At 67.7% G+C, this 21,405-nt stretch carries 23 protein-coding genes; 18 read left to right on the top strand and 5 right to left on the bottom strand.

What is annotated here, in order from left to right; translation table 11 throughout:
* Nucleotides 1–57 precede the first annotated feature (57 nt).
* The 8 genes from ccoS to DELCS14_RS19620 all read left to right on the top strand — a co-directional run bounded on the left by ccoS (nt 58) and on the right by DELCS14_RS19620 (nt 5,812).
* Nucleotides 58–195: a cbb3-type cytochrome oxidase assembly protein CcoS gene (gene ccoS, locus DELCS14_RS19655; protein WP_013803228.1), complete on the top strand. Its 138-nt coding sequence runs from the start codon at nt 58–60 to the stop codon at nt 193–195.
* 63 nt (nt 196–258) lie between these two features.
* Nucleotides 259–1,695, top strand: a complete 1,437-nt coding sequence (gene ccoN / locus DELCS14_RS19650) for a cytochrome-c oxidase, cbb3-type subunit I (RefSeq protein ID WP_012204623.1) — start codon at nt 259–261, stop codon at nt 1,693–1,695.
* A gap of 19 nt (nt 1,696–1,714) precedes the next feature.
* Nucleotides 1,715–2,347, top strand: coding sequence for a cytochrome-c oxidase, cbb3-type subunit II (gene ccoO / locus DELCS14_RS19645; RefSeq protein WP_012204624.1), 633 nt, complete (start codon nt 1,715–1,717; stop codon nt 2,345–2,347).
* A gap of 11 nt (nt 2,348–2,358) precedes the next feature.
* Nucleotides 2,359–2,496 carry a cbb3-type cytochrome c oxidase subunit 3 gene (locus DELCS14_RS19640; protein WP_012204625.1) on the top strand — a complete coding sequence of 46 codons (138 nt, stop codon included), beginning with the start codon at nt 2,359–2,361 and terminating at the stop codon, nt 2,494–2,496.
* 27 nt (nt 2,497–2,523) lie between these two features.
* Nucleotides 2,524–3,441: a cytochrome-c oxidase, cbb3-type subunit III gene (gene ccoP, locus DELCS14_RS19635; protein WP_012204626.1), complete on the top strand. Its 918-nt coding sequence runs from the start codon at nt 2,524–2,526 to the stop codon at nt 3,439–3,441.
* A gap of 77 nt (nt 3,442–3,518) precedes the next feature.
* Nucleotides 3,519–4,973, top strand: a complete 1,455-nt coding sequence (gene ccoG, locus DELCS14_RS19630; protein WP_013803227.1) for a cytochrome c oxidase accessory protein CcoG — start codon at nt 3,519–3,521, stop codon at nt 4,971–4,973.
* Nucleotides 4,974–5,030: 57 nt separating this feature from the next.
* The gene (locus DELCS14_RS19625; protein WP_012204628.1) at nt 5,031–5,345 is read left to right on the top strand and encodes a FixH family protein; all 315 of its coding nucleotides are present in this window, start codon (nt 5,031–5,033) and stop codon (nt 5,343–5,345) included.
* A gap of 179 nt (nt 5,346–5,524) precedes the next feature.
* The gene (locus tag DELCS14_RS19620; protein WP_013803226.1) at nt 5,525–5,812 is read left to right on the top strand and encodes a hypothetical protein; all 288 of its coding nucleotides are present in this window, start codon (nt 5,525–5,527) and stop codon (nt 5,810–5,812) included.
* Between the two features lie 81 nt (nt 5,813–5,893).
* Here the strand turns inward: DELCS14_RS19620 and fnr are convergent, their stop codons facing one another.
* A complete protein-coding gene (fnr, locus tag DELCS14_RS19615; RefSeq protein WP_034391808.1) occupies nt 5,894–6,613 on the bottom strand; it encodes a fumarate/nitrate reduction transcriptional regulator Fnr in 720 nt (239 codons plus the stop codon).
* A gap of 162 nt (nt 6,614–6,775) precedes the next feature.
* On the opposite strand from fnr, the gene hemN reads away from it, so the two are divergent.
* The 4 genes from hemN (at nt 6,776) to DELCS14_RS19595 (ending at nt 12,779) form a co-directional block, all read left to right on the top strand.
* On the top strand, nt 6,776–8,158 hold the full coding sequence (hemN, locus tag DELCS14_RS19610) for an oxygen-independent coproporphyrinogen III oxidase (RefSeq protein ID WP_013803224.1): 1,383 nt from the start codon (nt 6,776–6,778) through the stop codon (nt 8,156–8,158).
* A 5-nt stretch (nt 8,159–8,163) separates the two neighbouring features.
* The gene (locus DELCS14_RS19605) at nt 8,164–8,880 is read left to right on the top strand and encodes a sulfite exporter TauE/SafE family protein (protein ID WP_012204632.1); all 717 of its coding nucleotides are present in this window, start codon (nt 8,164–8,166) and stop codon (nt 8,878–8,880) included.
* 69 nt (nt 8,881–8,949) lie between these two features.
* Nucleotides 8,950–10,296, top strand: coding sequence for an HD-GYP domain-containing protein (locus tag DELCS14_RS19600; RefSeq protein WP_080736827.1), 1,347 nt, complete (start codon nt 8,950–8,952; stop codon nt 10,294–10,296).
* Nucleotides 10,293–12,779 (top strand): bifunctional diguanylate cyclase/phosphodiesterase, encoded by a 2,487-nt coding sequence (locus tag DELCS14_RS19595; RefSeq protein WP_013803222.1) that lies wholly within the window; start codon nt 10,293–10,295, stop codon nt 12,777–12,779. Before DELCS14_RS19600 ends, DELCS14_RS19595 begins: the two co-directional genes overlap by 4 nt.
* Here the strand turns inward: DELCS14_RS19595 and DELCS14_RS19590 are convergent.
* From DELCS14_RS19590 to DELCS14_RS19580, 3 genes are all read right to left on the bottom strand, one after another.
* Complete coding sequence (locus DELCS14_RS19590; protein WP_013803221.1) at nt 12,743–13,561, bottom strand: sulfite exporter TauE/SafE family protein; 819 nt, start codon at nt 13,559–13,561, stop codon at nt 12,743–12,745. The two genes, DELCS14_RS19595 and DELCS14_RS19590, sit on opposite strands and share 37 nt — an antisense overlap.
* Nucleotides 13,562–13,952: 391 nt before the next feature.
* Complete coding sequence (locus DELCS14_RS19585; RefSeq protein ID WP_012204636.1) at nt 13,953–14,354, bottom strand: cell division protein ZapA; 402 nt, start codon at nt 14,352–14,354, stop codon at nt 13,953–13,955.
* A gap of 33 nt (nt 14,355–14,387) precedes the next feature.
* Entirely contained in the window at nt 14,388–14,597 is a 210-nt protein-coding gene (locus tag DELCS14_RS19580) for a hypothetical protein (RefSeq protein ID WP_012204637.1), read from the bottom strand.
* Nucleotides 14,598–14,913: 316 nt separating this feature from the next.
* Between DELCS14_RS19580 and DELCS14_RS19575 the strand changes: the two genes are divergently transcribed.
* From DELCS14_RS19575 to DELCS14_RS19550, 6 genes are read left to right on the top strand one after another with little or no spacing between them, the layout of a single operon-like run.
* Nucleotides 14,914–16,314 (top strand): cobyrinate a,c-diamide synthase, encoded by a 1,401-nt coding sequence (locus DELCS14_RS19575; RefSeq protein WP_013803220.1) that lies wholly within the window; start codon nt 14,914–14,916, stop codon nt 16,312–16,314.
* The gene (locus DELCS14_RS19570) at nt 16,311–16,904 is read left to right on the top strand and encodes a bifunctional adenosylcobinamide kinase/adenosylcobinamide-phosphate guanylyltransferase (protein ID WP_013803219.1); all 594 of its coding nucleotides are present in this window, start codon (nt 16,311–16,313) and stop codon (nt 16,902–16,904) included. The genes DELCS14_RS19575 and DELCS14_RS19570 overlap by 4 nt, the downstream gene beginning before the upstream one ends.
* Nucleotides 16,901–17,779, top strand: a complete 879-nt coding sequence (locus DELCS14_RS19565) for a helical backbone metal receptor (protein ID WP_013803218.1) — start codon at nt 16,901–16,903, stop codon at nt 17,777–17,779. Before DELCS14_RS19570 ends, DELCS14_RS19565 begins: the two co-directional genes overlap by 4 nt.
* 41 nt (nt 17,780–17,820) lie before the next feature.
* Nucleotides 17,821–18,804 (top strand): iron ABC transporter permease, encoded by a 984-nt coding sequence (locus DELCS14_RS19560; protein ID WP_013803217.1) that lies wholly within the window; start codon nt 17,821–17,823, stop codon nt 18,802–18,804.
* Nucleotides 18,801–19,598 carry an ABC transporter ATP-binding protein gene (locus DELCS14_RS19555; protein ID WP_013803216.1) on the top strand — a complete coding sequence of 266 codons (798 nt, stop codon included), beginning with the start codon at nt 18,801–18,803 and terminating at the stop codon, nt 19,596–19,598. Before DELCS14_RS19560 ends, DELCS14_RS19555 begins: the two co-directional genes overlap by 4 nt.
* Nucleotides 19,599–19,615: 17 nt before the next feature.
* Nucleotides 19,616–20,413 carry an aminoglycoside phosphotransferase family protein gene (locus DELCS14_RS19550; RefSeq protein ID WP_013803215.1) on the top strand — a complete coding sequence of 266 codons (798 nt, stop codon included), beginning with the start codon at nt 19,616–19,618 and terminating at the stop codon, nt 20,411–20,413.
* On the opposite strand, the gene DELCS14_RS19545 is transcribed toward DELCS14_RS19550, so the two are convergent.
* Nucleotides 20,410–21,288, bottom strand: coding sequence for a MurR/RpiR family transcriptional regulator (locus DELCS14_RS19545; RefSeq protein WP_013803214.1), 879 nt, complete (start codon nt 21,286–21,288; stop codon nt 20,410–20,412). The two genes, DELCS14_RS19550 and DELCS14_RS19545, sit on opposite strands and share 4 nt — an antisense overlap.
* Nucleotides 21,289–21,405: the final 117 nt, after the last annotated feature.

The following is a 21,405-nucleotide window of genomic DNA, read 5'->3' as shown; positions in this document are numbered from 1 at the left end:
GGATCGCGCGCGTTCTGGGGGCAAGGCGTGGCGCGTCAGCGCCACGGGGAACTGACCATGGATATTTTGTATTTGCTGATCCCGCTGTCGGTGGTGCTGGTGCTGGCCATCCTTGCGGCCCTGTGGTGGGCCGTGTATCGCGGGCAGTTCGAGAGTGTGGAGCAAGAGGGTGAGCGCATTCTTCGGGACGATTGACGTGGGTCAACACGCCCGGGAGCGAAGAACGTAACACTTTGATAGCAATCTAAGGGGTGCACGATGGATAGTTCAAATAAAAACGCTGTCTATTACGACGATTCCGTCGTAAGGCAGTTCTCTATCATGGCCGTCGTCTGGGGGGTGGTAGGCATGGCTGTCGGGGTGTTGATCGCCTCGCAGCTGGCCTGGCCGGAACTCAACTTCGGCATTCCATGGCTGAGCTACGGACGCCTGCGTCCGCTGCACACGAACGCCGTGATCTTTGCCTTTGGCGGATCGGCGCTGTTCGCAACCAGCTACTACGTGGTGCAGCGCACCTGCCAGACGCGGCTGTTCATGCCCAAGCTGGCCAGCCTGACGTTCTGGGGCTGGCAGATCGTCATCGTCGCCGCCGCCATCAGTCTGCCGCTGGGCTACACCCAGGGCAAGGAGTACGCCGAGCTGGAGTGGCCGATCGACCTGCTGATCGCCGTGACCTGGGTCTCGTATGCCATCGTGTTCTTCGGAACCATCGGCATCCGCAAGGTCCGTCACATCTACGTGGCCAACTGGTTCTTCGGCGCCTTCATCATCGCCGTGGCACTGCTGCACATCGTCAACAGCGCAGCCATTCCGGCCGGCTGGATGAAGAGCTACTCGGCCTACGCCGGCGTGCAGGACGCGATGGTGCAGTGGTGGTACGGCCATAACGCCGTGGGCTTCTTCCTGACCGCAGGCTTCCTGGGCATGATGTATTACTTCATCCCCAAGCAGGCTGGCCGTCCGGTCTACAGCTACCGCCTGTCCATCGTCCACTTCTGGGCGCTGATCTTCACCTACATGTGGGCGGGTCCTCACCACCTGCACTACACCGCGCTGCCTGACTGGACGCAGTCCGTGGGCATGGTGTTCTCGCTGATCCTGCTGGCTCCCAGCTGGGGCGGCATGATCAACGGCGTGATGACGCTGTCGGGCGCATGGCACAAGCTGCGCGACGACCCCATCCTGCGCTTCCTGATCGTGTCGCTGTCGTTCTACGGCATGTCCACGTTCGAAGGTCCGATGATGTCCATCAAGACCGTCAACGCGCTGTCGCACTACACGGACTGGACCGTGGGCCACGTTCACTCGGGCGCCCTGGGCTGGGTGGGCCTGATCACCATGGGCTCGCTGTACTACCTGATCCCGCGCCTGTTCGGCAAGACCAAGATGCACTCGGTGGGCGCCATCGAACTGCACTTCTGGATGGCCACCATCGGCATCGTGCTGTACATCGCCGCGATGTGGATCGCCGGTGTGATGCAGGGCCTGATGTGGCGCGCCGTCAATCCCGATGGCACGCTGACCTACACCTTCGTCGAAAGCGTCAAGGCCAGCTATCCGTTCTACGTGATCCGCGTGGCCGGTGGCCTGCTGTACCTGGGCGGCATGCTGGTCATGCTGTGGAACACCTGGAAGACCGCGATCTCGGGCCGTTCGGTGAAGGTGGCCGTGCCTGCCGTCGTGGCCCACGCCTGAGCGTCTAGGAGCATTACTCATGTCCGATCACAACAATAGCGCTCCCAAGAGCTTTTCCCACGAGAAGGTGGAAACCAACAATTTCCTGCTGATCGTGCTGACCCTGCTGGTGGTCGCCGTCGGCGGCATGGTGGAAATCGTTCCGCTGTTCTTCCAGAAGTCGACCACGGAAGCGGTGGCGGGCCTCAAGCCCTACACGCCGCTGCAGCTGATGGGCCGCGACGTCTATCTGCGCGAGGGCTGCTACAACTGCCACTCGCAGATGATCCGCCCCTTCCGCGCCGAGACCATGCGCTACGGCCACTACTCGGTGGCTGGCGAGTTCGTCTATGACCACCCCTTCCAGTGGGGTTCCAAGCGCACGGGTCCCGACCTGCACCGCGTGGGCGGCAAGTACAGCGACGAATGGCATCGCATCCACCTGAACAACCCGCGCGACGTGGTGCCCGAGTCCAACATGCCTGCCTACACCTGGCTGGAAAAGAACAAGGTGGATGACACCGTGGTCGCCCAGCACATGAGCGCGCTGCGCAAGGTGGGCGTGCCCTACAGCGACGAGGAAATCAGCGGCGCTGCCGAGCAGGTCAAGGGCAAGACGGAAATGGACGCCGTCATCGCCTACCTGCAGGTCCTGGGCCGTTCGGTCAAGTAAAGGAGAGCGACATGGACATCACCACCATGCGCATCGTGGCCACGCTGGCCTCGCTGGCCTGCTTCATCGGCATCTGGTGGTGGGCGTTCGCCCGCCGCAACCAGGCCCGTTTCGACGAGGCCGCCCAGCTGCCGTTCGAGCAAGACTGAGTCCCTCCACCAGAACGAGAACTTCCCATGAGCGATTTCGTAAACAACTTCTGGTCGATCTATGTCACGGCGATCACGCTGGGCGGCATCATCGGCTGCCTGCTGCTGCTGTATCTCACCGCACGCAAGAAGGTGGTCCCCTCGGCCGACAACACCACGGGCCACGTCTGGGACGAGGACCTGCGCGAGCTGAACAACCCCATGCCCAAGTGGTGGATGTGGCTGTTCATCATCACCTCGGTGTTCGGCTTCGCCTACCTGGCGGCCTATCCGGGCCTGGGCTCGTTCGCGGGCAAGCTGGGCTGGACGCAGCTGGGCGCCTATGAAAACGAGATGGCCAAGGCCCGCGCGGACCTGGAGCCGCTGTACGCCAAGTTCACGAGCATGAGCACCGAAGACATGGCCAAGGACCCCCAGGCCATGGCCATCGGCGAGCGCCTGTTCATGAACAACTGCGCACAGTGCCACGGCTCGGACGCACGCGGCGGCAAGAGCTTCCCCAACCTGACCGATGGCGACTGGCTGCATGGCGGCACGCCCGAGAAGATCAGGGAAACCATCACGGGCGGCCGCATCGGCATCATGCCGCCCATGGCCGCTGCCGTCGGCACGCCCGACGATGTGCGCAACCTCTCGCACTATGTGCTGAGCCTGTCGGGCAGCCCGCACGACTCGCTCAAGGCCTCGCTGGGCAAGTCCAAGTTCACGGCCTGCGCAGCCTGCCACGGCATGGACGGCAAGGGCAACCAGGCCCTGGGCGCGCCCAACCTGACCGATGACATCTGGCTGCACGGCTGGGGCGAGGCCGCCATCACGGCCATGATCAACAACGGCAAGCACAACGAGATGCCTGCCCAGAAGGACAAGCTGACCGAGGCGCAGATCGCGGTGCTTGCTTCCTATGTCTGGGGCATGTCGCACAAAGACGGCGCAGTCCGTCAGTAAGCACAGGGGCGGCGCTGCGGCGCCGCCTTTTTGCGTTTTGAGTTTTCAGATATTTCAAAAAAACAAAGGAACCCACCATGAAGCCCGAGAGCGGGGATGACACCGGGAAGCCTCCCCGCAAAGTCATTCCGATCACGCCGGCCACGCCTGATCCGGGCGAGCTGGTGTCGATGTTCGAGTCGGAAAAGAAGGTCTACCCGCGCTCCATCAGCGGTGTCTTCGCACGCTGGCGATGGGCCCTGGTGTTTCTCACCCAACTGGTTTTCTACGGCCTGCCCTGGCTGGAGTGGGGCCAGCGCCAGATGGTGCTGTTCGACCTCGGAACGCGGCGCTTCTATCTCTTCGGGCTGGTGCTGTACCCGCAGGACTTCATCTACCTGGCGGGCCTGCTGATCATCTCGGCGCTGGCATTGTTCCTGTTCACGGCCGTGGCCGGGCGCCTGTGGTGCGGCTTCTCGTGCCCGCAGACGGTCTACACCGAGATCTTCATGTGGGTGGAGCGCAAGGTCGAAGGCGACCGCAGCGCGCGCATGCGGCTGGACAAGAACGGCTGGACCTTCGAGAAGGCCTGGAAGAAGTCGCTCAAGCAGTTGCTGTGGATCGCCATTGCGCTGTGGACCGGCTTCACCTTCGTGGGCTACTTCGTGCCCATCCGCGAGCTGGGCGGCGAGCTGCTGGCGCTGCAGGGCAGCTGGCAGATGTTCTGGGTGCTGTTCTACGGCTTTGCCACCTATGGCAACGCGGGCTACATGCGCGAGCAGGTCTGCAAGTACATGTGCCCCTATGCGCGCTTTCAGAGCGCCATGTTCGACCGGGACACCATGATCGTCAGCTACGACACGGGCCGGGGCGAGCCGCGTGCACCGCGCACCAAGAAGGTGGACTACAAGGCCCAGGGCCTGGGCGACTGCATCGACTGCAAGATGTGCGTGCAGGTCTGCCCCGTGGGCATCGACATCCGCAACGGTCTGCAATACGAATGCATTGGCTGCGGCCTGTGCATAGACGCCTGCAATTCCATCATGGACAAGATGGAGTACCCGCGCGGCCTGATCCGCCTGACCACGCAGAACGCCATGGCCGGCCTGTGGCGGCGTGCCCAGGTGCTGCGCCGCATCTTCCGTCCGCGCGTGCTGATCTACTCGGCCGTGCTGATCGGCTTGAGCGTGGCCATGATCGTGAGCCTGGCGCTGCGCCAGTCGGTCAAGGTGGACGTGATCCGCGACCGCGCCTCGCTGTCGCGCATCGTGGCGGGCGGCAAGCTGGAGAATGTCTACCGCCTGCAGATCATGAATGCCACCGAGCAGGCCCAGCGCTACCGCATCAGCGCCCACGGCCTCGATGGGCTGGAGCTGGCGTCCGAGCAGGAAGTCGAGGTCGGCCCGGCCGAGACGCGCGGCATTGCGGCGCGCCTGCAGATTCCCTACGGTTCGGCCGAGCCGGGCTCGCACACCGTATTCTTCGATATCGATGCCGTGCATTCAGGCGCGGGACGCGCGTCCGAAAAGGCCGTCTTCCTGGTGCCCCGGTGATGTTCCTGGCAGGCGCGGCACGGTCCGCGCCTGCCGCCTGAAAGAAAGAGGTTTCCCATGTCTTCCAGTCCCGCAGTGTCCGCGCCCGCGCAGGCTCCCTCGCACCCCGACGCCGGCAAGCCCTGGTGGAAGTTCGGCCATGTCTGGCTGGTGGTGGCCGGCCCGGCGGCCGTGGTGGTCGCTGCCGTGATCACGGCCATCATCGCCATCAATGGCGCCGATCCCGTGATCGACCCCGACTACTACCGCAACGGCATCACGATCAACGAGCGTGCCGATGGCGTGCGCGAAGTGCCCAAGAGCATGGCGCCCGCCGTCACCGGCCGCAACCATGCGGCCACGCCCGCGCACGATCACCCCACGGACCGCTGATCGCCGTGCACCCCTGCAAGAGGCCGCAGTCGCGGCCTTTTTGCATGGCGGATCGCATCTCCGGCATGCGCGACGGGTGAGGGTTTCCTACAGGCGTGCAGGGCGCTGCGGGGCTTGGCGCCATGCGTTGGCGCGGCGCACAATGAAGGCGACCCCTCGACAGCACAAGGAGATCGCTGATGTTGGCCCAACGCTGGATGTGGATTGCCTGGCCTGCCTTTCTGGCAGCCGCCGTGATGGAGATGCTGGTTTTTGCCTTTGTGGACCCGCTGGAGCTGCATTGGCTCGGCGACCTGGGCTGGTCGCGCCAGGGCATCTACACGCTGGCCTTCTTCGCCTTCTGGGGCGTGACCATGCTCTCCAGCCTGATGACCACCATGCTGGGTCGCTCGGCCCGCGATCTCAATGACGGCGTGGTCTCCGAGCCCGACCCGGATCTGGCCATGCAGGGGCTGGGGCGGGACTGAGCGAGAGCCCGCCGCAATGAACAAGGCCCGCTGTCGCGGGCCTTGTTCATTGGCGGATGAATGCTTGCCGCCCTTGCAGCCTCACTGGCACTGCTGGCTGTTGACGATGCGCTTGAGCGCCTCCGTGTCCAGGATGCGCAGATGGCGCTGGCGCACCTCAATGATGTTGTCGTCCGCGAACTTGGAGAAGGTGCGGCTCACCGTCTCCAGCTTCAGGCCCAGGTAGCTGCCGATTTCCTCGCGCGTCATGCGCAGCACCAGTTCGGACTTGGAAAAGCCCCGCGCATGCAGGCGCTGCACCAGGTTGAGCACGAAGGCGGCCAGGCGCTCTTCTGCGCGCATGCTGCCCAGCAGCAGCATCACGCCGTGCTCGCGCACGATCTCGCGGCTCATGACCTTGTGCACATGGTTTTGCAGGGCCGTGACCTCGCGCGACAGGTCTTCCAGCTTGTCGAAGGGCATGACGCAGACTTCGGCGTCTTCCAGCGCGACGGCATCGCAGGTGTGGTGGTCGTTGACGATGCCGTCCAGGCCGATGATCTCGCCGGCCATCTGAAAGCCTGTGACCTGGTCGCGTCCGTCCTCGGTGGCCACGCAGGTCTTGAAGAAGCCGGTGCGGATGGCGTACAGCGAGGTGAATGTCTCGCCGTTGCGAAACAGCAGGCCTCCGCGCTTGACCTTGCGGCGCGTGGCCACGATGTCGTCGATGCGCTGCATCTGCTCGGCATCCAGGCCCATGGGCATGCACAGTTCGCGCAGGTTGCAGTTGGAGCAGGAGGCTTTGATGGTCTGAAGGTTCATGGAGTGATAAACATCAGCGGCACACAGCGTGCCGGCGGTGACCTCGTGGATTGCGATGAGTTGGATCAAATTGTCGCAGCAGTCCCTCAAACAACTCTTGATATGAGTCAAGGACATGACCGATGTGCTGCGGCACAGTCGAGGTATTAGAGGAAAAAACCCATGACCGCTGTCACCCCAGAGCTGCTGCGTCGCTTTGACGTACCGGGGCCCCGATACACCTCGTTCCCTACCGCCGACCGCTTTGTCGAGGCCTTTGGTGCAGAGGACTATATCCTGGCGCTGCAACAACGCAAATCGAGTACCGCAGCGCGTGCCATGCCTTTGTCGCTGTATGTGCACGTGCCCTTTTGCGAGTCGCTTTGCTACTACTGCGCCTGCAACAAGATCGTGACGCGTCACCATGATCGCGCTGCCGTCTACCTGGACTACCTGGCGCGCGAGATGGCCTTGCATACGGCCCATTGCGGCAAGGGCCAGGCCGTCAGCCAGCTGCACCTGGGCGGCGGCACGCCCACCTTCTTCTCCGACGACGAGCTGCGCACGCTGATGGGCCTGTTGCGCGAGCATTTCAAGCTGGAGCCGGGTGGCGAGTACTCCATCGAGGTCGATCCGCGCACCGTCAGCGTCGAGCGCCTGGCCGTGCTCAAGGAGCTGGGCTTCAACCGCCTGAGCTTCGGCGTGCAGGACTTCGACGAGCAGGTGCAGATCGCGGTGCACCGCGTGCAGCCGGCCGAGCAGGTGTTCGAGCTGGTGGCGGCCGCGCGGCAGCTGGGCTTTGCCTCCATCAACGTGGACCTGATCTACGGCCTGCCCAAGCAGACGCCCGAATCCTTCGAGCGCACGCTGGCCCAGGTCAACGCGCTGCGGCCCGACCGCATCGCGCTCTATGCCTATGCCCACCTGCCCGAGCGCTTCAAGCCGCAGCGGCGCATTGCGGCCGAGGATCTGCCCCAGGGGGCCGACAAGCTGGCCATGCTGTCGCGTTCCATCGCCGCGTTCATGGACGGTGGTTATGTCTATGTGGGCATGGACCACTTCGCCCTGCCGGAGGACTCGCTGGCCGTGGCCAAGCGCCAGGGCCGGCTGCACCGCAACTTCCAGGGCTACAGCACCCAGCCCGACTGCGACCTGATTGCGCTGGGCGTGTCGGCCATCGGCAAGGTGGGTGCCAGCTACAGCCAGAACGCCAAGACGCTGGAGGAGTACTACGACGCCATCGACGCCAGCCACCTGCCCGTGGTGCGGGGCCTGGCGCTGTCGCGCGACGACCTGGTGCGCCGCGCCGTCATCATGGCCATCATGTGCCAGGGCGCCGTGCTGTTCGAGCCCATGGAGCAGGCATGGCTGCTGGGCTTTCGCGAGTACTTCGCGCCCGAGATGGCGGCCCTGGAGGACCTGCAGGCCAAGGGCCTGGTGCAGATCAGCGACGAGGGCTTCCAGGTCACGCCCATGGGCTGGTACTTCGTGCGCGGCGTGGCCATGCTGTTTGACCGATATCTGCAGGCGGACAAGAACCGGGCGCGGTTTTCGAGGATCATCTAGGCCCCATGCTGTTGTCGCTCCTCTGGACCGCTTTGATCATGGGGCTCGTCGGCGGGCCCCATTGCCTTGCCATGTGCGCTGCGCCCTGCGGCGTGGTCACGGGCGGGGCGGGGCAGGGCGGCGGCTCGCAGGTGGTGGCCGTGCATGGATTGCAAAGCCGGCTGTGGCTGCGCACGGCGCTGTTCCACGGCGGCCGTCTGGCCGGTTATGCCAGCCTGGGCGCTGCCTCGGCCCTGGCCATGGAAAGCCTGTCCTGGCTCACCAGCCAGACCACGGCGCTGCAGCCGTTCTGGACACTGACCCATGTCGCCGTGATGGCCTGGGGCCTGGCCATGATGGTGCAGGCCCGCCAGCCCGCCTGGCTGGAGTCTGCCGGCCGCGCCGCCTGGCGGCGCGTGCAGCCCTGGGTATCGGCGCCGGGCGGCACGCTGGCGGCAGGCTATGCCTGGGCGCTCATGCCTTGCGGACTGCTGTATTCGGCCGTGCTGGTCGCCGCGCTCAGCGGCGGGCCGTTGCAGGGCGCGCTGGCCATGGCGGCCTTTGGCGTGGGCAGCGGGCTGTGGCTGGTGGCCGGCCCCTGGCTGTGGCGGCTGGGCCGGCAGCGCCTGAACGGCCTGCGCGCCGAATGGGGCACGCGCCTGGCCGGCCTGATGCTGGTGGGCGTGGCCGTCTGGGCGCTGTGGATGGACCTGATCTACAAGCCCAGCCTCTGGTGCCGTTGAGCAACAGCTGAGGCCAGACTTGGCACCTGGGGCCGCGGATTGGCTGCGAGGCCCTCAGAACTGGAGATAATGCCCGAATCATCGGCTTACATATTGCCGATTCCTTCAGCCTCGGGGCCGTTGCCGCGCGTGAACCATTCCGTCCTCATCGATATCCGAGACCTCCGTCCGGGCATGTTTGTCCAGCTCGATGTTGGGTGGCTGAACCATCCCTTTCCGGTCAGCAGCTTCAAGATCACCTCCAGCGCACAGATCCAGACCCTGAAATCCCTGGGCCTGGAGGTGGTGCGCTGTGTCCCGCACAAAAGCGACACCTGGCCCGCCGAGGTGCGCACCCCGCCGCCGCAGGAGCTGCCGCCCGTCGTGGTGGCCCCCGAGCCTGCACCCACCGAACCTGCGCCAGCACCGCTGCTGCTGTCCGTGCCCGACTGGCGCGGCCGGCTGGAGGACTGCAATGCGCGCTTTCAGAAGGTGGAGCGCGGCTATGTGGCCATAGAGACCACCATTGCCAGCGCGCCCGAGCAGGCGCGCATGCCCACCGAGGCCCTGGTCGATGGCTGCCTGGCCGAACTGGCGGGCCCGCAGGACGTGGCCATTCACCTGCTGTCCGATGGCGTGGGCAGCAGCCAGAGCGTGCATGCCGTCAACGTGACCGTGCTCAGCCTGCTGCTGGGCCGGGCCCTGGGCCTGCAGGAATCGCTGCTGCGCGACCTGGGCCTGGCGGCGCTGCTGCATGACGCGGGAAAGCCCGTGGCCGGTGTCGAAGGCATGCACGGCCTGGCCCTGGAGCCTTCCGTGCCCGACGCCCTGCGCGAGCGCTACGAGCGCCATGTGGGCGAATCCGTGGCCATTGCCATGCGCATGGGCCTGTCGGCCCAGGTCACCACGGCCATCGCCCAGCACCATGAATGGGCCGACGGCACGGGGTTCCCGCTGAGCCTGGTGGCCGAAGACATGGAACTCACGGGCCAGATCCTGGCCCTGGTCAACACCTACGATCGCCTGTGCAATCCCGGCGATGCACAGACGCCGCATACGCCGCACGAGGCCCTGTCCATGCTGTTCAGTCGGCTGCGCGACAAGTTCGCCGCGCCCGTGCTCAATGGCTTCATCCGCATGATGGGTGTGTTCCCCCCGGGCTCGGTGGTGGAGCTGACCGACGGGCGCCATGCCATGGTCATGTCCGTGAATGCATCACGCCCGCTCAAGCCCTCGGTGATGGTGCACGATGCCGGCGTGCCGGCCGCGCAGGCGCCCGTGCTGGCGCTGGAGCTGTTTCCCGAGCTGGGCATACGCCGGGGAGTGGCGCCCGCGCAGCTGCCGCGCGATGCGCTGGACTACCTGTCGCCGCGCCGGCGTGTCTGCTATTACTTTGAACGGGCGGTGGAGTTGGATCCACCGAAGGTGGCGTCTTGAACAAGCAAGCGCTCAACCGCGCCTGGCCCCGCCTGCTGGATGCACTGCAGGAGGCCCTGTGGCTGATCGATGCGCGCACCCTGAAGGTGCTGCGCGCCAACGCCGCCAGCGAATCCGTCACCGGCTATGAGGCCGATGCGGCCCCGGGCCTGCCCGTGCAGGTGCTGGCCGCCACGCCGCAGCAGCAGGCTTTCTGGAGCGATCCCTTCAACTGGCAGGCCGGAGCCCAGTTCATTGCCGAGGTGCGCCGCGCCGATGGCCAGCTGGCGCCCGTGGAGATGCGCGTGCGCGCGCTCGACGGCGAGGTGCTGCTGGTCAGCATGCTGGACCGGCGCGAGCAGGCCTTGCACGAGGCCGAGTTCGAGAGCCTGTTGGGCGAGCTGCGCGCCACGCTGGAGTCCGCGGCCGACGCCATCCTGGTCTGCGATCCCGATGGCCGCATCCGCGCCTTCAATCACCGCTTTGCCACGCTCTGGGGCATTCCCGAGGCGCTGCTGGTGCGCCGCAACGACGTGGCCATCCTCGACCACCTGGCCAGCCAGGTGCGCGATGCCGAATCCTATGCGCGCCAGTTGAAGCTGCTGTCGGCCCAGCCCCTGATGGAGGCGGCCGACGTGCTGGACCTGCGCGACGGACGCATCCTGGAGCGCCGCGCCGTGCCCCAGCTGCGCCGGGGCCTGCCCATGGGGCGGATCTTTTCCTTCCGCGACATCACGGCCGAGGCCCAGACCCAGGCGGGCCTGGAGCTGGCCGCGCGCGTCTTCGAGTCCAGCCTGGACGGCATCTTCATTGCCGACGGCTACATGGATGTGGCCCGCACCAACCCGGCCTGCGAACGCCTGCTGGGCGGCATGCCCGTGCAGGGGCGCACGGTGGAGTCGCTGTTCGAGGCCTCCGAAGGCCAGGCCGACACCCTGGGCGACCTGGCCCGCATCCAGTGGCACCAGGGCGGCTTCTGGGAGGGCGACCTGTGGCTGCGCCAGGCCGGCGGCGCGCGCTGCGCCGTGCGCCTGTCCTGGGTGCCGCTGCGCAACGCGCAGGGCGACGTGGTGCAGAGCATCGGCTTCATGCGCGACCTCACGCAGCAGCGCGTGGCCCAGCAGCGCATTGAACAGCTGGCCTACAGCGACGCGCTCACCGGCCTGCCCAACCGCCTGAACCTCACGGAGCGCGTGGATGCAGCCATCGAGGCCGCGCGCGCAGGCGGCACGGTGTTCAGCATCCTGTTCATCGACCTGGACCGCTTCAAGATCATCAACGACTCGCTGGGCCACCAGTTCGGGGATCGCGTGCTCAAGCTGGTCGCGCAGCGTCTGAGCGACTGCATGCGGCCCGTGGACATCCTGTGCCGGCTGGGTGGCGATGAGTTCGTGCTCTATCTGCAGGGCTGCAACGCCGAACTGGCCGCGTCGGTGGCCAAGCGCATCCTGCAGGAGATGGAGCGCCCCTTCCTGCTCGACGGCCTGGGTTTCTCCGTGCAGTGCAGCATCGGCGTGGCCCAGTACCCGGCCGATGGCCTCACGCTGGATGAGCTGATCCGCCAGGCCGACACCGCCATGTACCGCGTCAAGGAACGGGGCCGGGGCCATTTCAGCTTCTACCAGCCGCAGATGAGCGCCGGCCTGCTGTCGCGTATGAAGCTGGAGCACGCCATGCGCCAGGCGCTGGAGCATGGCCGCATGGCGGTCTACTTCCAGCCCCAGGTGCACATAGACAGCGACCGCATCGTCGCCGCCGAGGCGCTGCTGCGCTGGACCGATCCCGAATTCGGCGTGGTCTCGCCGGGTGTCTTCATCCCGCTGGCCGAGGAGTCGGGCTACATCGTCACGCTGGGCGCCTGGGTCATGGAGCAGGCCGTGCAGGAGGCTGCACGCTGGCAGCAGCAGGGCATGCCCATCAAGGTCTCGGTCAACGTGTCGGCGCTGGAGTTCCGCCAGTCAGGCTTTGTCGAGCGGGTGACCGAGCTGCTGCGCAGCTACGGCCTGACACCCCAGCTGCTGGAGCTGGAGCTGACGGAAAGCATCTTGCTGCAGGACGCCCAGGACATGGCGCTGCGCGTATGCCAGATCGCCGATCTGGGCGTGGGCATGGTGATTGACGACTTCGGCACCGGCTACTCCAACCTGGCCTACCTGAAGAAGCTGCCCATCTCCAAGATCAAGATCGACCAGAGCTTCGTGCGCGGCCTGCCCAGCGACGAGGGCGACCAGGCCATCGTCGGCGCCATCATCAGCCTGGGGCTGGCGCTGGGCGTGGAGATCGTGGCCGAGGGCGTGGAAACGCACGAGCAGCTGACGGCCATCCACCGCATGCAGGGCCACTACTTCCAGGGCTTCCTGTGTGCGCCTGGCCTGCCGCGCGAGCAGTTCGGCGAATGCCTGCAGGCGCAGCGCGCCGGCATTGGCGCCATCGCCTACCGGCAGAGAATGGCCCAGGCCGCGAGCGCTCAGTTGCCTGCGCTCAAGCCCTTCCAGAGCATGTAGGCCGCCAGGCCGAACAGCAGCGTGGCAAAGATGCGCTTGAGCTGGCCCACGGGCAGCCGGTGCGCGGCCCGTGCCCCCAGCGGTGCCGTCAGCACGCTGCAGCAGGCCAGGGCCAGCAGGGCCGGCAGCCACAGGTAGCCCAGCGAGTATTCGGGGCGCCCCGCGTCGCCCGCGCCGGTGAAGATCAGGCCCGCCGCATTCACCACGGCAATCGGAAACCCCAGTGCCGCGCTGGTGCCCACGGCCATGTGCATGGGCACCGAGCAGCGCATCATGAAGGGCACGCTGATGAAGGCTCCGCCCGCACCCACCAGCCCCGAGATGAAGCCCAGGCCCGTGCCCGCGCCGTACAGCCCCAGCGGCCCCGGCAGGGCGCGCGTGGCCGTGGGCTGGCTGTTGCTGCGCAGCATGCGCAGCGCCATGTAGCCGATGAACACGCCAAAGAACAGTGCCAGGTACTTGCCGCGCAGCAGCGCGAAAACGCCCAGGCTGGCGAGCAGGCCGCCCGTGATGATGCCCGGCGCCAGGCTGCGCACGATGTCCCAGCGCACGGCGCCGCGACCGTGGTGGGCGCGCAGGCTGGAGATCGAGGTGAACACGATGGTGGCCATGGCCGTGGCGATCGCCATCTTCACGGACAGGTCAGGGCCGACCCCGCGCTTGTCGAGGAAGTAGGTCAGAAACGGCACGAGCACCATGCCGCCGCCCACTCCCAGCAGGCCGGCCAGGAAGCCGGAGCACAGGCCCAGCAGGGCCAGTTCGAGAAACAGCAGGTCAGGCATGCGGCAGAAGATCGGTAGTGGATGGGCGGGGAGGGACGGGCAACAAAAAACCCGGCGCACCGTGGAGGTGCGCCGGGTTGGAATCAGGTGTCTGCAAAGACCACCGGGCCGTCATCCTGAACCGGGGTTCAGGGGGGCAAGGGCAGCCAGACGTTGGGTTCATCTAACGCGAGACGATCACGCTCGAATGGCAATGTACCAAGCCCGGGCTCATAGAGCATTGGTCCAAGGAACTATAAAGCCCGGCGGGTTTGCAGACGCCTCCATTCTACGGCGATTGAGCAGGCCCGCAATCAAGTTCTTTGAACGGCATGGGCTTTCCATTGACATGGCCGATGCCATGAAAAACGGCCTCCGAAGAGGCCGTTGGGTAGACGGGGAGTGCAGCGGCTCAGAGCAGCCGTGCATCGCTTTCCAGGGCCTGGTCCAGGCGCAGCACCAGTTGCTCGGCAAGGGCCTGCTGGCGCTGGCGCTCGGCCAGTTCCTCGGGGCTGGGCTCGGGCGGCAGGGACTGGGCGGCATGCTGCGAAGTGACCTCGTCATGCAGGGACTGCATTTCGGCCTGGGCCGTGGCCATGGCGCTTTCCTGCGCTTCGCGGTCCAGCACGTCGAAGGCCATGTTCAGCGCGGACAGCACGGCCACGCGCTCGCGCGAGCGGACCTTGCCGCTGTCGCGGATCCGGGTCATGGCCGTGTCCACACGGCGCACGGCCTCGAGCAGACGCTCTTCCTGGCCATCGGGGCAGGTCAGCACATAGCTTTGCTGCAGGATTTGCACTTCGATCTGCTTCATGGGCGTTCGGGGCGTCGGCGGTTGCGAAGGGGGTCAAGCCCCCTGGTTGGAGGGCAGGCGCTCGATCAGGGCATCGACGCGGGCCCGGGCGGCGTTGAGCCGCGAGCGCAGTGAATCACGCTCCTGGGTCAGGGCCGCCACCTGTTCGGCGAGTAGCGCATTCGTGCGTTGCAGTTCCTCGTGGCGAACCAGCAGGCGCTCCACGCGCTCTGCAATGTGGTCGAGGGAAGTCTGGGAGGTCATAGACGCTGAGATTGTAGGACGTGCGAACGAAGTGAGCGCATTCCGTGGAAGTATCCGAGGAAACCTGATAGCAGGGGGGCTTAGAAGGCTTGACGTCAGCGCCGTGCTCAGGTATTCGAGCGCAGGCGGCAGACTGTCTCACAAAATCGTAGCGCCATGTGTAGGACGCGTCTGCTTCGGCGGGGTGTAATGCGTAAGCATTGGTTGCGGGCGCGGTGCGGGTGGGGTGCGGATACGGCGGGGGTGCGCACTACAATGCGCCGCGTTGGCGGAGCGGCCGGTTCAAGGCAGCGTCGCACGGAGCAAACAAATACACATGAATATTGACCTTGGCCGGGGCGGGGCACGCTGCCCGGCGCTGCTGATCACTTCCACGGCCTCGGGCCAGGGCAAGACCACGCTGACGGCTGCGCTGGCGCGGCTGCATGCGCGCCAGGGGCGCCGCGTGCGCGTGTTCAAGTGCGGCCCTGACTTCCTGGACCCGCACTGGCACGAGCTGGCCAGCGGCGCGCCCGTGCACAGCGTCGATCTGTGGATGACGGGCGAGGCCGACATGCGCGCGCGCCTGCACGCCGCCGCCTGCGAGGCCGACCTCATCCTGGTGGAAGGCGTCATGGGCCTGTTCGACGGCACGCCCTGCGCGGCCGATGTGGCCGAGCGGCTGGGCCTGCCGGTGCTGGCCGTGATCGACGCCTCGGGCATGGCCGGCACCTTTGGCGCACTGGCCCATGGCCTGCAGCACTACCGGCCCGGCCTGCGCTGGGCCGGCCTGCTGGCCAACCGCGTGGGCAGCGCCCACCATGCCGACCTGCTGCGTGCCGGCCTGCGCGAGCCTTCGTTGTGGCTGGGCGCGCTGGCGCGGGTGCAGGGTGCAGGAACCACCTCGCTGCTGCCCGAGCGGCACCTGGGCCTGGTTGCCGCGCATGAGCTGGACGATGCCCTGCAGCGCCTGGACGTGGCCGCCGATGCGCTGCTGGCCACGCCGCTGGGCCAGTTGCCCTGGCAGGTCGAAGCCGGGCAGGGCGCCAGCTGGCAGGACTGGTCCGTGGACTTTGAACCGTGCCCGGAACCTGCCGAAGCCGTGCAGCCCTGGCTGGCGGGCCGCACCGTGGCGGTGGCGCGTGATGCGGCCTTCAGCTTCATCTACCAGGCCAACCTCGACTGCCTGCGTTCCATGGGTGCGCGGATCGCCTTCTTCTCGCCCCTGGCCGCAGAGCGCCTGCCGCAGTGCGATGCGCTGTGGCTGCCCGGCGGCTATCCGGAACTGCACCTGGACGCGCTGGCCGCCCAGGCCGCGCTGCGCGGTGACATTGCCGCCCACGTGGCTGCCGGCCGCCCGGTCTGGGCCGAGTGCGGCGGTATGCTCGCGCTGTGCGAACGACTGACCGACACTGCGGGCCGGACCACGGACCTCTGGGGCCTGTTGCCCGGCCATGCGCGCATGCAGCCGCGCCTGGCCGGCCTGGGCATGCAGCAACTGCCCACGCCCTGGGGCCTGTTGCGCGGCCATACCTTCCACTACAGCCGGCTGGACACGTCCATGGCCGAGGCCGGGCGCAGCAGCCGCCCCGGCCAAGCCCCTCAGCCCGACCGGGGCGAGGCGCTGTACCGCCAGGGCAGCGTGCACGCCAGCTATTTCCATGCCTGGTTTGCCTCGCAGCCGCGCGCCGTGGCGGCGCTGCTGGGCGCTGACATTCCCGCAGGCCAGGCGTCATGACCGACCAGATCTCCACCTATTCGCTTGCGCGCAGCCAACTCATTCTGGGCGGCCAGAAAAGTGGCAAGTCGCGCCGTGCCGAATTGCTGGCCCGCGCCTGGCTCGATGGCGCCCTGGACCGCGAGGCCGCGCTGATCGCCACCGGCCAGCCCTGGGACGACGAAATGCGCGAGCGCATCGCCCGCCACCGGCGCGACCGCGCCGAGCGCGTGCCCGGCATGGCCACGCTTGAGGAGCCGCTGGACCTGGCCGCCATGCTTGCGCGGCACAGCACGCCGCAGCGCCTGCTGGTCGTGGACTGCCTGACGCTGTGGCTGACCAACTGGATGATGCCGGCCCAGCCTTCCGAGGAACTGGCGCGCGGATGGGAGGGCCAATGCACGGCCTTTCTGGCCGCCTTGCAAGCTGCGCCCGGCCCGGTGATCCTGGTCGGCAACGAGATCGGCCTGGGCGTGATCCCGCTGGGATCGCAGGTGAGGGCCTTTGTGGATGCGCTGGGTGTGCTCAACCAGCGTGCGGCGCAAAGCTGTGAAACCGTCACGCTGATGTGCGCCGGCCTGCCGCTGGCGCTCAAGGGCCCGCAGCCGTGAGGTCATGGCGTCTCGCTCTGTGGGGCCTGGCGTTGGCACTGGCGCTGTCTGCGGCGCAGGCTGCCATCCGGGTCACGGACGGGCGGGGCGTTCCGGTGGAGCTGCCACAGCCGCCGCAGCGCATCGTCAGCCTGCTGCCCTCGCTGACCGAGACCGTGTGCGAGCTGGGCGGCTGCCAGCGCCTGGTCGGCGTGGACCGCTATTCGAACTGGCCGGCCCATGTGAAGACCCTGCCCGTGGTGGGCGGCGGCATGGACCCCAATATCGAGGCCATCGTCGCGCTCAAGCCCGATCTGGTGCTGGTGTCCATGGCCTCGCGCTCGGTGGCGCGGCTGCAGGCATTGGGCCTCAAGGTCGTGGCGCTGGAGCCGCGCACCCATGCCGATGCGCAGGCCGTGCTGCGCACCGTGGGCCAGTTGCTGGACCTGCCGCCCGCGCAGGGCGCCGACCGTGTCTGGTCCGCCATCGAGGCGCGCATGCAGGAGGTGGAGCGCAGCATGGCCCCCGCGCTGCGCGGGCAGACCGTGTATTTCGAGGTCAACCGCGGCCCCTTTGCCGCCGGCGAGTCTTCGTTCATCGGCGAGACCCTGGCGCGCCTGGGCATGCGCAACATCGTGGGTGCGCAGCTGGGGCCGTTCCCGCGCATCAACCCTGAATTCGTGGTGCGCGCCGACCCGGACTTCATCCTGGGCGGCGACCGCAGCCTGGGCACATCGGGCGAGCCCTATCCGGGCTGGGGCCGCCTGCGTGCCATGCAGGCCGGGCGCGTCTGCCGCTTTGTGCCGGCCGAGCTGGACGTGCTGGTGCGCGCCGGCCCGCGCATGGCCGAGGGCGCTGCGCTGATGGCGCGCTGCCTGAACGGGGCCGCACGGTGAGGCAGGCCCTCAGGCACCACAGCGGCCTGGCTGCGCCCTGGATGGCACTGGCCCTGCTGGTCGTGAGCGCCCTGCTCATGCTGCTGGGGGCGGGCGTGGGCAGCACGGGCTGGGAGAGCGTGTGGGCGGCGCGCAGCGATCCGCTGTCCTGGCAGATCGTCACCGAGATCCGGCTGCCACGCACGGCGGGCGCGTGGCTGGCGGGCAGCCTGCTGGGGCTGGCCGGGGCCATCGCCCAGGGCGTGTTCCGCAATCCGCTGGCCGATCCCTATCTGCTGGGCAGTGCCTCCGGCGCCTCGCTGGGCGTTGCGTTGAGCATGGCGGCGCTGGGCGCCTCGCCCTTCGCGCTGGCGGGCCTGGCACGTCTGGGTGTCACGGGCGCGGCCTTTGCGGGCGCGGCCCTGGCCGTGCTGCTGACCCTGGTGCTGGCCCAGGGCGTGCACAACACCATGCGCCTGCTGCTGGCCGGCGTGGTGGTGGGGGTGGTTCTGGGCGCGGCCGCGTCCCTGGTGCTGTTGATGAACCCGGACATCATGCAGGCCATGCAGGCCTTCATGCTGGGCAGCACCTCCTTCATCGGCTGGGGCGCCTGCGCGCTGATGCTGGCCGTGCTGCTGGCCACCGCCCTGGGCGCCTGGTGCCTGGGCCGCGTGCTCGACGGCCTGTCCCTGGGCGAGGCCACGGCCCACAGCCTGGGCCTGCCGTTGGCGCCGCTGCGCATGGTGCTCATCTTGCTGCTGGCCCTGGCCACGGGCACGGCCGTGGCGCAGACCGGGCTGATCGCCTTCGTCGGCCTGGCCGCGCCGCATCTGGTGCGCTCCATGGTGCGCTCCATGCACCGCTGGCTGCTGGTGCTCAGCGCGGGCATGGGCGCCGTGCTGCTGCTGGCCGCCGACCTGCTGGCGCGCTGGCTCATCGCCCCGCAGGAGCTGCCCGTGGGCGCGCTCACGGCCCTGCTGGGCGGCAGCTACCTGCTGTGGCTCATGCACCGCCGCCACGCCCTGCGCGGCGGGGAGGGCGCATGACGGCCCCCGCCCTGCAAGCGCACGCGCTGAAGGTTCGCCTGGGCGATCGACAGGTCCTGGGCGGCCTGAGCCTGGCCCTGCCCGCCGGCCGCTGGACCGCCATCGTCGGCCCCAATGGCGCCGGGAAATCCACGCTGCTGCGCGCCCTGGCAGGCATGGAGTCCGGCGCTGGCGTGCAAGGGGAGGTGGAGCTCCTGGGCCGCCCGCTGCGGCAATGGAGTGCGCGCGAACGGGCCTGCTCGCTCGCCTGGCTGGGCCAGAACCAGCCCGTGGCCGGCGACATGCGGGTCCATGACGTGGTCATGTTGGGCCGCCTGCCGCACCAGGGCTGGCTGGCTGCGCCCAGCCAGGCAGACCATGCCGCCGTCGAGCAGGCGCTGCGCCAGACCCAGGGCTGGGACTGGCGCATGCGCAGCGTGGGCAGTCTCTCGGGCGGCGAGCGCCAGCGCGTGCTGCTGGCGCGCGCCCTGGCCGTGCAGGCCCGCGTGCTGCTGATGGACGAACCCCTGGCCAACCTCGACCCGCCGCACCAGGCCGACTGGCTCGAATGCGTGCAGGCCCTGGTCGCCCAGGGCCGCACCGTGGTCAGCGTGCTGCACGAGATATCGATGGCCTTGCAGGCCCAGGACCTGGTCATTCTCGACAAGGGGCAGGTGGTGCACCAGGGCGCCTGCGCCGACGCGGCCACGCATGCGGCGCTGGAGGCCGTGTTCGAGCACCGGCTGCGCATCCGCGCCATCGACGGGCAGTGGCTGGCCCTGCCACGGCTGCGGGGGCAAGCTGCGGCTCCCTGATCGCCTGTTAGAAAAAAATGTCTCTCCATGCGCCGTATCTGAGCCGCTGGGCTCTGACCATCGATGGCCAGCCCCTGTCCACGCCGCGCGGCGTGTTGCTGCCCGTGCGCCAGGGCGGCACGCCCGCCATGCTCAAGATTGCGCTGGAGCCCGAAGAGGTGGCCGGCGCCCGCCTGATGGCCTGGTGGAATGGCGATGGTGCCGCGCCCGTGCTTGCCCATGAAGGGCCGGCCCTGCTGATGCTGCGCGCCACAGGACCCGAATCGCTGGTGGAGATGGCCCGTGGCGAGCGCGATGAGCAGGCCACGCGCATCCTGTGCACCGCTGCCAAGCGCCTGCACCTGCCGCGCGCCAAGGCGTTGCCACCCCTGGTGCCGCTGACGCAGTGGTTCCATGCATTGCTTGCACAAGGCCATGGAACCACCAGCTTGCTGGGCCTGTGCGCCACCACAGCGCGCGAGCTGCTGGCCGCACCGCGCGACGTGACCGTGCTGCATGGTGACCTTCACCACGGCAATGTGCTGGACTTCGGCCCCCTGGGCTGGCTGGCCATCGACCCCAAGGGCCTGCATGGCGAGCGCGGCTTTGACTACGCCAACATCCTGAGCAATCCCGACCCCGCCAGCGCGCTGGCGCCGGGACGCTTTGCGCGCCGCATGGCCACCATTGCCGAAGTCTCGGGCATGGAGCAAAGGCGCCTGTTGCAATGGGTGCTGGCCTGGTCGGGGCTGTCTGTCGTCTGGAGCATGGAAGACGGTGACGATCCTGGCGCTGCGATGGCTGTGGCGCAGATGGCGGCTTCGGCCTTGGACTAGTCGCGACCGGTTTTCCTCGACCGAGGTGCCTCCAGATACGCACCGCTGGCAAACAATTGCTCTTCGGCTTGGTCGATGCGCTGCACCACGCCCTTGCCGGCGCGGCTGGCCAGCAGTTCCACCAGGGCCTCGGACAGCGCCACAGCCGAGGTGATGGAGGGGAAGAACGACGGGCTGTGCAGCGAAAACAGCAGCGTGGCGTCGGCCAGCAGCGCCAGGGGCGAGGCGGGGCTGTCGGTCAGCGCCACGATGCGGCAGCCTGCATCCCTGGCGGCCTGGGCCACGGCCAGCGCCTCGCGCGAGTAGGGCGCAAAGGCGACTACCAGCAGGGCGTCGCCGCGCTCCATGGCGCGGCATTGCATCTCCAGCGTGCCGCCCTGGCCGTCCAGCAGGTGCACGCTGGCGCGCAGCAGCCGGTACACATAGACGAAGGAAAAGGCCACGGGGTAGCTGGCGCGAAAGCCCGCCACATGCACGCTGCGGGCCTTTTCCAGCAGTGCGCAGGCCTGCTGCAACGCATCGCCCAGGCGCCGCTCGGTGGCCTCCAGATTGCGGCGGTGCACCTCGAAGGTCTCGCCCACCAGGTCATGGTCGCCAGCGCGGCCCACCAAGGCCTTGGCGCGCTGGCCGTAGGCCTCGTCGCTGCCCAGCCCCATGTCCTGCGCGAAGGCCTGCTTGAGCTGCGGCCAGCCGTCAAAACCCAGCCACTGCGCAAACCGCACCAACGTGGCGGGCGGGCTGCCGGCGCGCGTGCCCACGCTGCGCATGGAGGCCGTGACCACATCGTTGGGATGCTCCAGCACGAAGCGGGCCACCTGTTGCAGGGCCGGGCTCAGCTCGGCAAATCGCTGGCGGATGTCGTCTTGAACGGACATGGGTTTTCAGGAGGAAGGAGAGGAAAAGGGCGGTGTTGGCTGCGCCGACTGTAGCCCAGGCGCGGGCCGGCTTGGAACGGCTGTGGTTGAAATCTCTGTTGACGGAACAAATGTTCC

It is taken from the genome of Delftia sp. Cs1-4, assembly GCF_000214395.1.
GTDB classification, from domain to species: domain Bacteria; phylum Pseudomonadota; class Gammaproteobacteria; order Burkholderiales; family Burkholderiaceae_C; genus Comamonas; species Comamonas acidovorans.
Note: the sequence above shows the minus strand (reverse complement) of the source record. Positions and strands in the feature narration are given on the sequence as shown.

What these genes read in the sequence shown, in the direction of transcription:
- DELCS14_RS19585 (WP_012204636.1), bottom strand. Translation starts at nt 14,354, where the DNA reads ATGAAGCAGATCGAAGTGCAAATCCTGCAGCAAAGCTATGTGCTGACC.
- DELCS14_RS19600 (WP_080736827.1), top strand. Translation starts at nt 8,950, where the DNA reads ATGCCCGAATCATCGGCTTACATATTGCCGATTCCTTCAGCCTCGGGG.
- DELCS14_RS19620 (WP_013803226.1), top strand. Translation starts at nt 5,525, where the DNA reads ATGTTGGCCCAACGCTGGATGTGGATTGCCTGGCCTGCCTTTCTGGCA.
- DELCS14_RS19575 (WP_013803220.1), top strand. Translation starts at nt 14,914, where the DNA reads ATGAATATTGACCTTGGCCGGGGCGGGGCACGCTGCCCGGCGCTGCTG.
- DELCS14_RS19570 (WP_013803219.1), top strand. Translation starts at nt 16,311, where the DNA reads ATGACCGACCAGATCTCCACCTATTCGCTTGCGCGCAGCCAACTCATT.
- ccoG (WP_013803227.1), top strand. Translation starts at nt 3,519, where the DNA reads ATGAAGCCCGAGAGCGGGGATGACACCGGGAAGCCTCCCCGCAAAGTC.
- DELCS14_RS19560 (WP_013803217.1), top strand. Translation starts at nt 17,821, where the DNA reads ATGGCACTGGCCCTGCTGGTCGTGAGCGCCCTGCTCATGCTGCTGGGG.
- DELCS14_RS19550 (WP_013803215.1), top strand. Translation starts at nt 19,616, where the DNA reads ATGTCTCTCCATGCGCCGTATCTGAGCCGCTGGGCTCTGACCATCGAT.
- DELCS14_RS19605 (WP_012204632.1), top strand. Translation starts at nt 8,164, where the DNA reads ATGCTGTTGTCGCTCCTCTGGACCGCTTTGATCATGGGGCTCGTCGGC.
- ccoN (WP_012204623.1), top strand. Translation starts at nt 259, where the DNA reads ATGGATAGTTCAAATAAAAACGCTGTCTATTACGACGATTCCGTCGTA.
- ccoO (WP_012204624.1), top strand. Translation starts at nt 1,715, where the DNA reads ATGTCCGATCACAACAATAGCGCTCCCAAGAGCTTTTCCCACGAGAAG.
- hemN (WP_013803224.1), top strand. Translation starts at nt 6,776, where the DNA reads ATGACCGCTGTCACCCCAGAGCTGCTGCGTCGCTTTGACGTACCGGGG.
- DELCS14_RS19555 (WP_013803216.1), top strand. Translation starts at nt 18,801, where the DNA reads ATGACGGCCCCCGCCCTGCAAGCGCACGCGCTGAAGGTTCGCCTGGGC.
- fnr (WP_034391808.1), bottom strand. Translation starts at nt 6,613, where the DNA reads ATGAACCTTCAGACCATCAAAGCCTCCTGCTCCAACTGCAACCTGCGC.
- ccoP (WP_012204626.1), top strand. Translation starts at nt 2,524, where the DNA reads ATGAGCGATTTCGTAAACAACTTCTGGTCGATCTATGTCACGGCGATC.
- DELCS14_RS19590 (WP_013803221.1), bottom strand. Translation starts at nt 13,561, where the DNA reads ATGCCTGACCTGCTGTTTCTCGAACTGGCCCTGCTGGGCCTGTGCTCC.
- ccoS (WP_013803228.1), top strand. Translation starts at nt 58, where the DNA reads ATGGATATTTTGTATTTGCTGATCCCGCTGTCGGTGGTGCTGGTGCTG.
- DELCS14_RS19580 (WP_012204637.1), bottom strand. Translation starts at nt 14,597, where the DNA reads ATGACCTCCCAGACTTCCCTCGACCACATTGCAGAGCGCGTGGAGCGC.
- DELCS14_RS19545 (WP_013803214.1), bottom strand. Translation starts at nt 21,288, where the DNA reads ATGTCCGTTCAAGACGACATCCGCCAGCGATTTGCCGAGCTGAGCCCG.
- DELCS14_RS19640 (WP_012204625.1), top strand. Translation starts at nt 2,359, where the DNA reads ATGGACATCACCACCATGCGCATCGTGGCCACGCTGGCCTCGCTGGCC.
- DELCS14_RS19625 (WP_012204628.1), top strand. Translation starts at nt 5,031, where the DNA reads ATGTCTTCCAGTCCCGCAGTGTCCGCGCCCGCGCAGGCTCCCTCGCAC.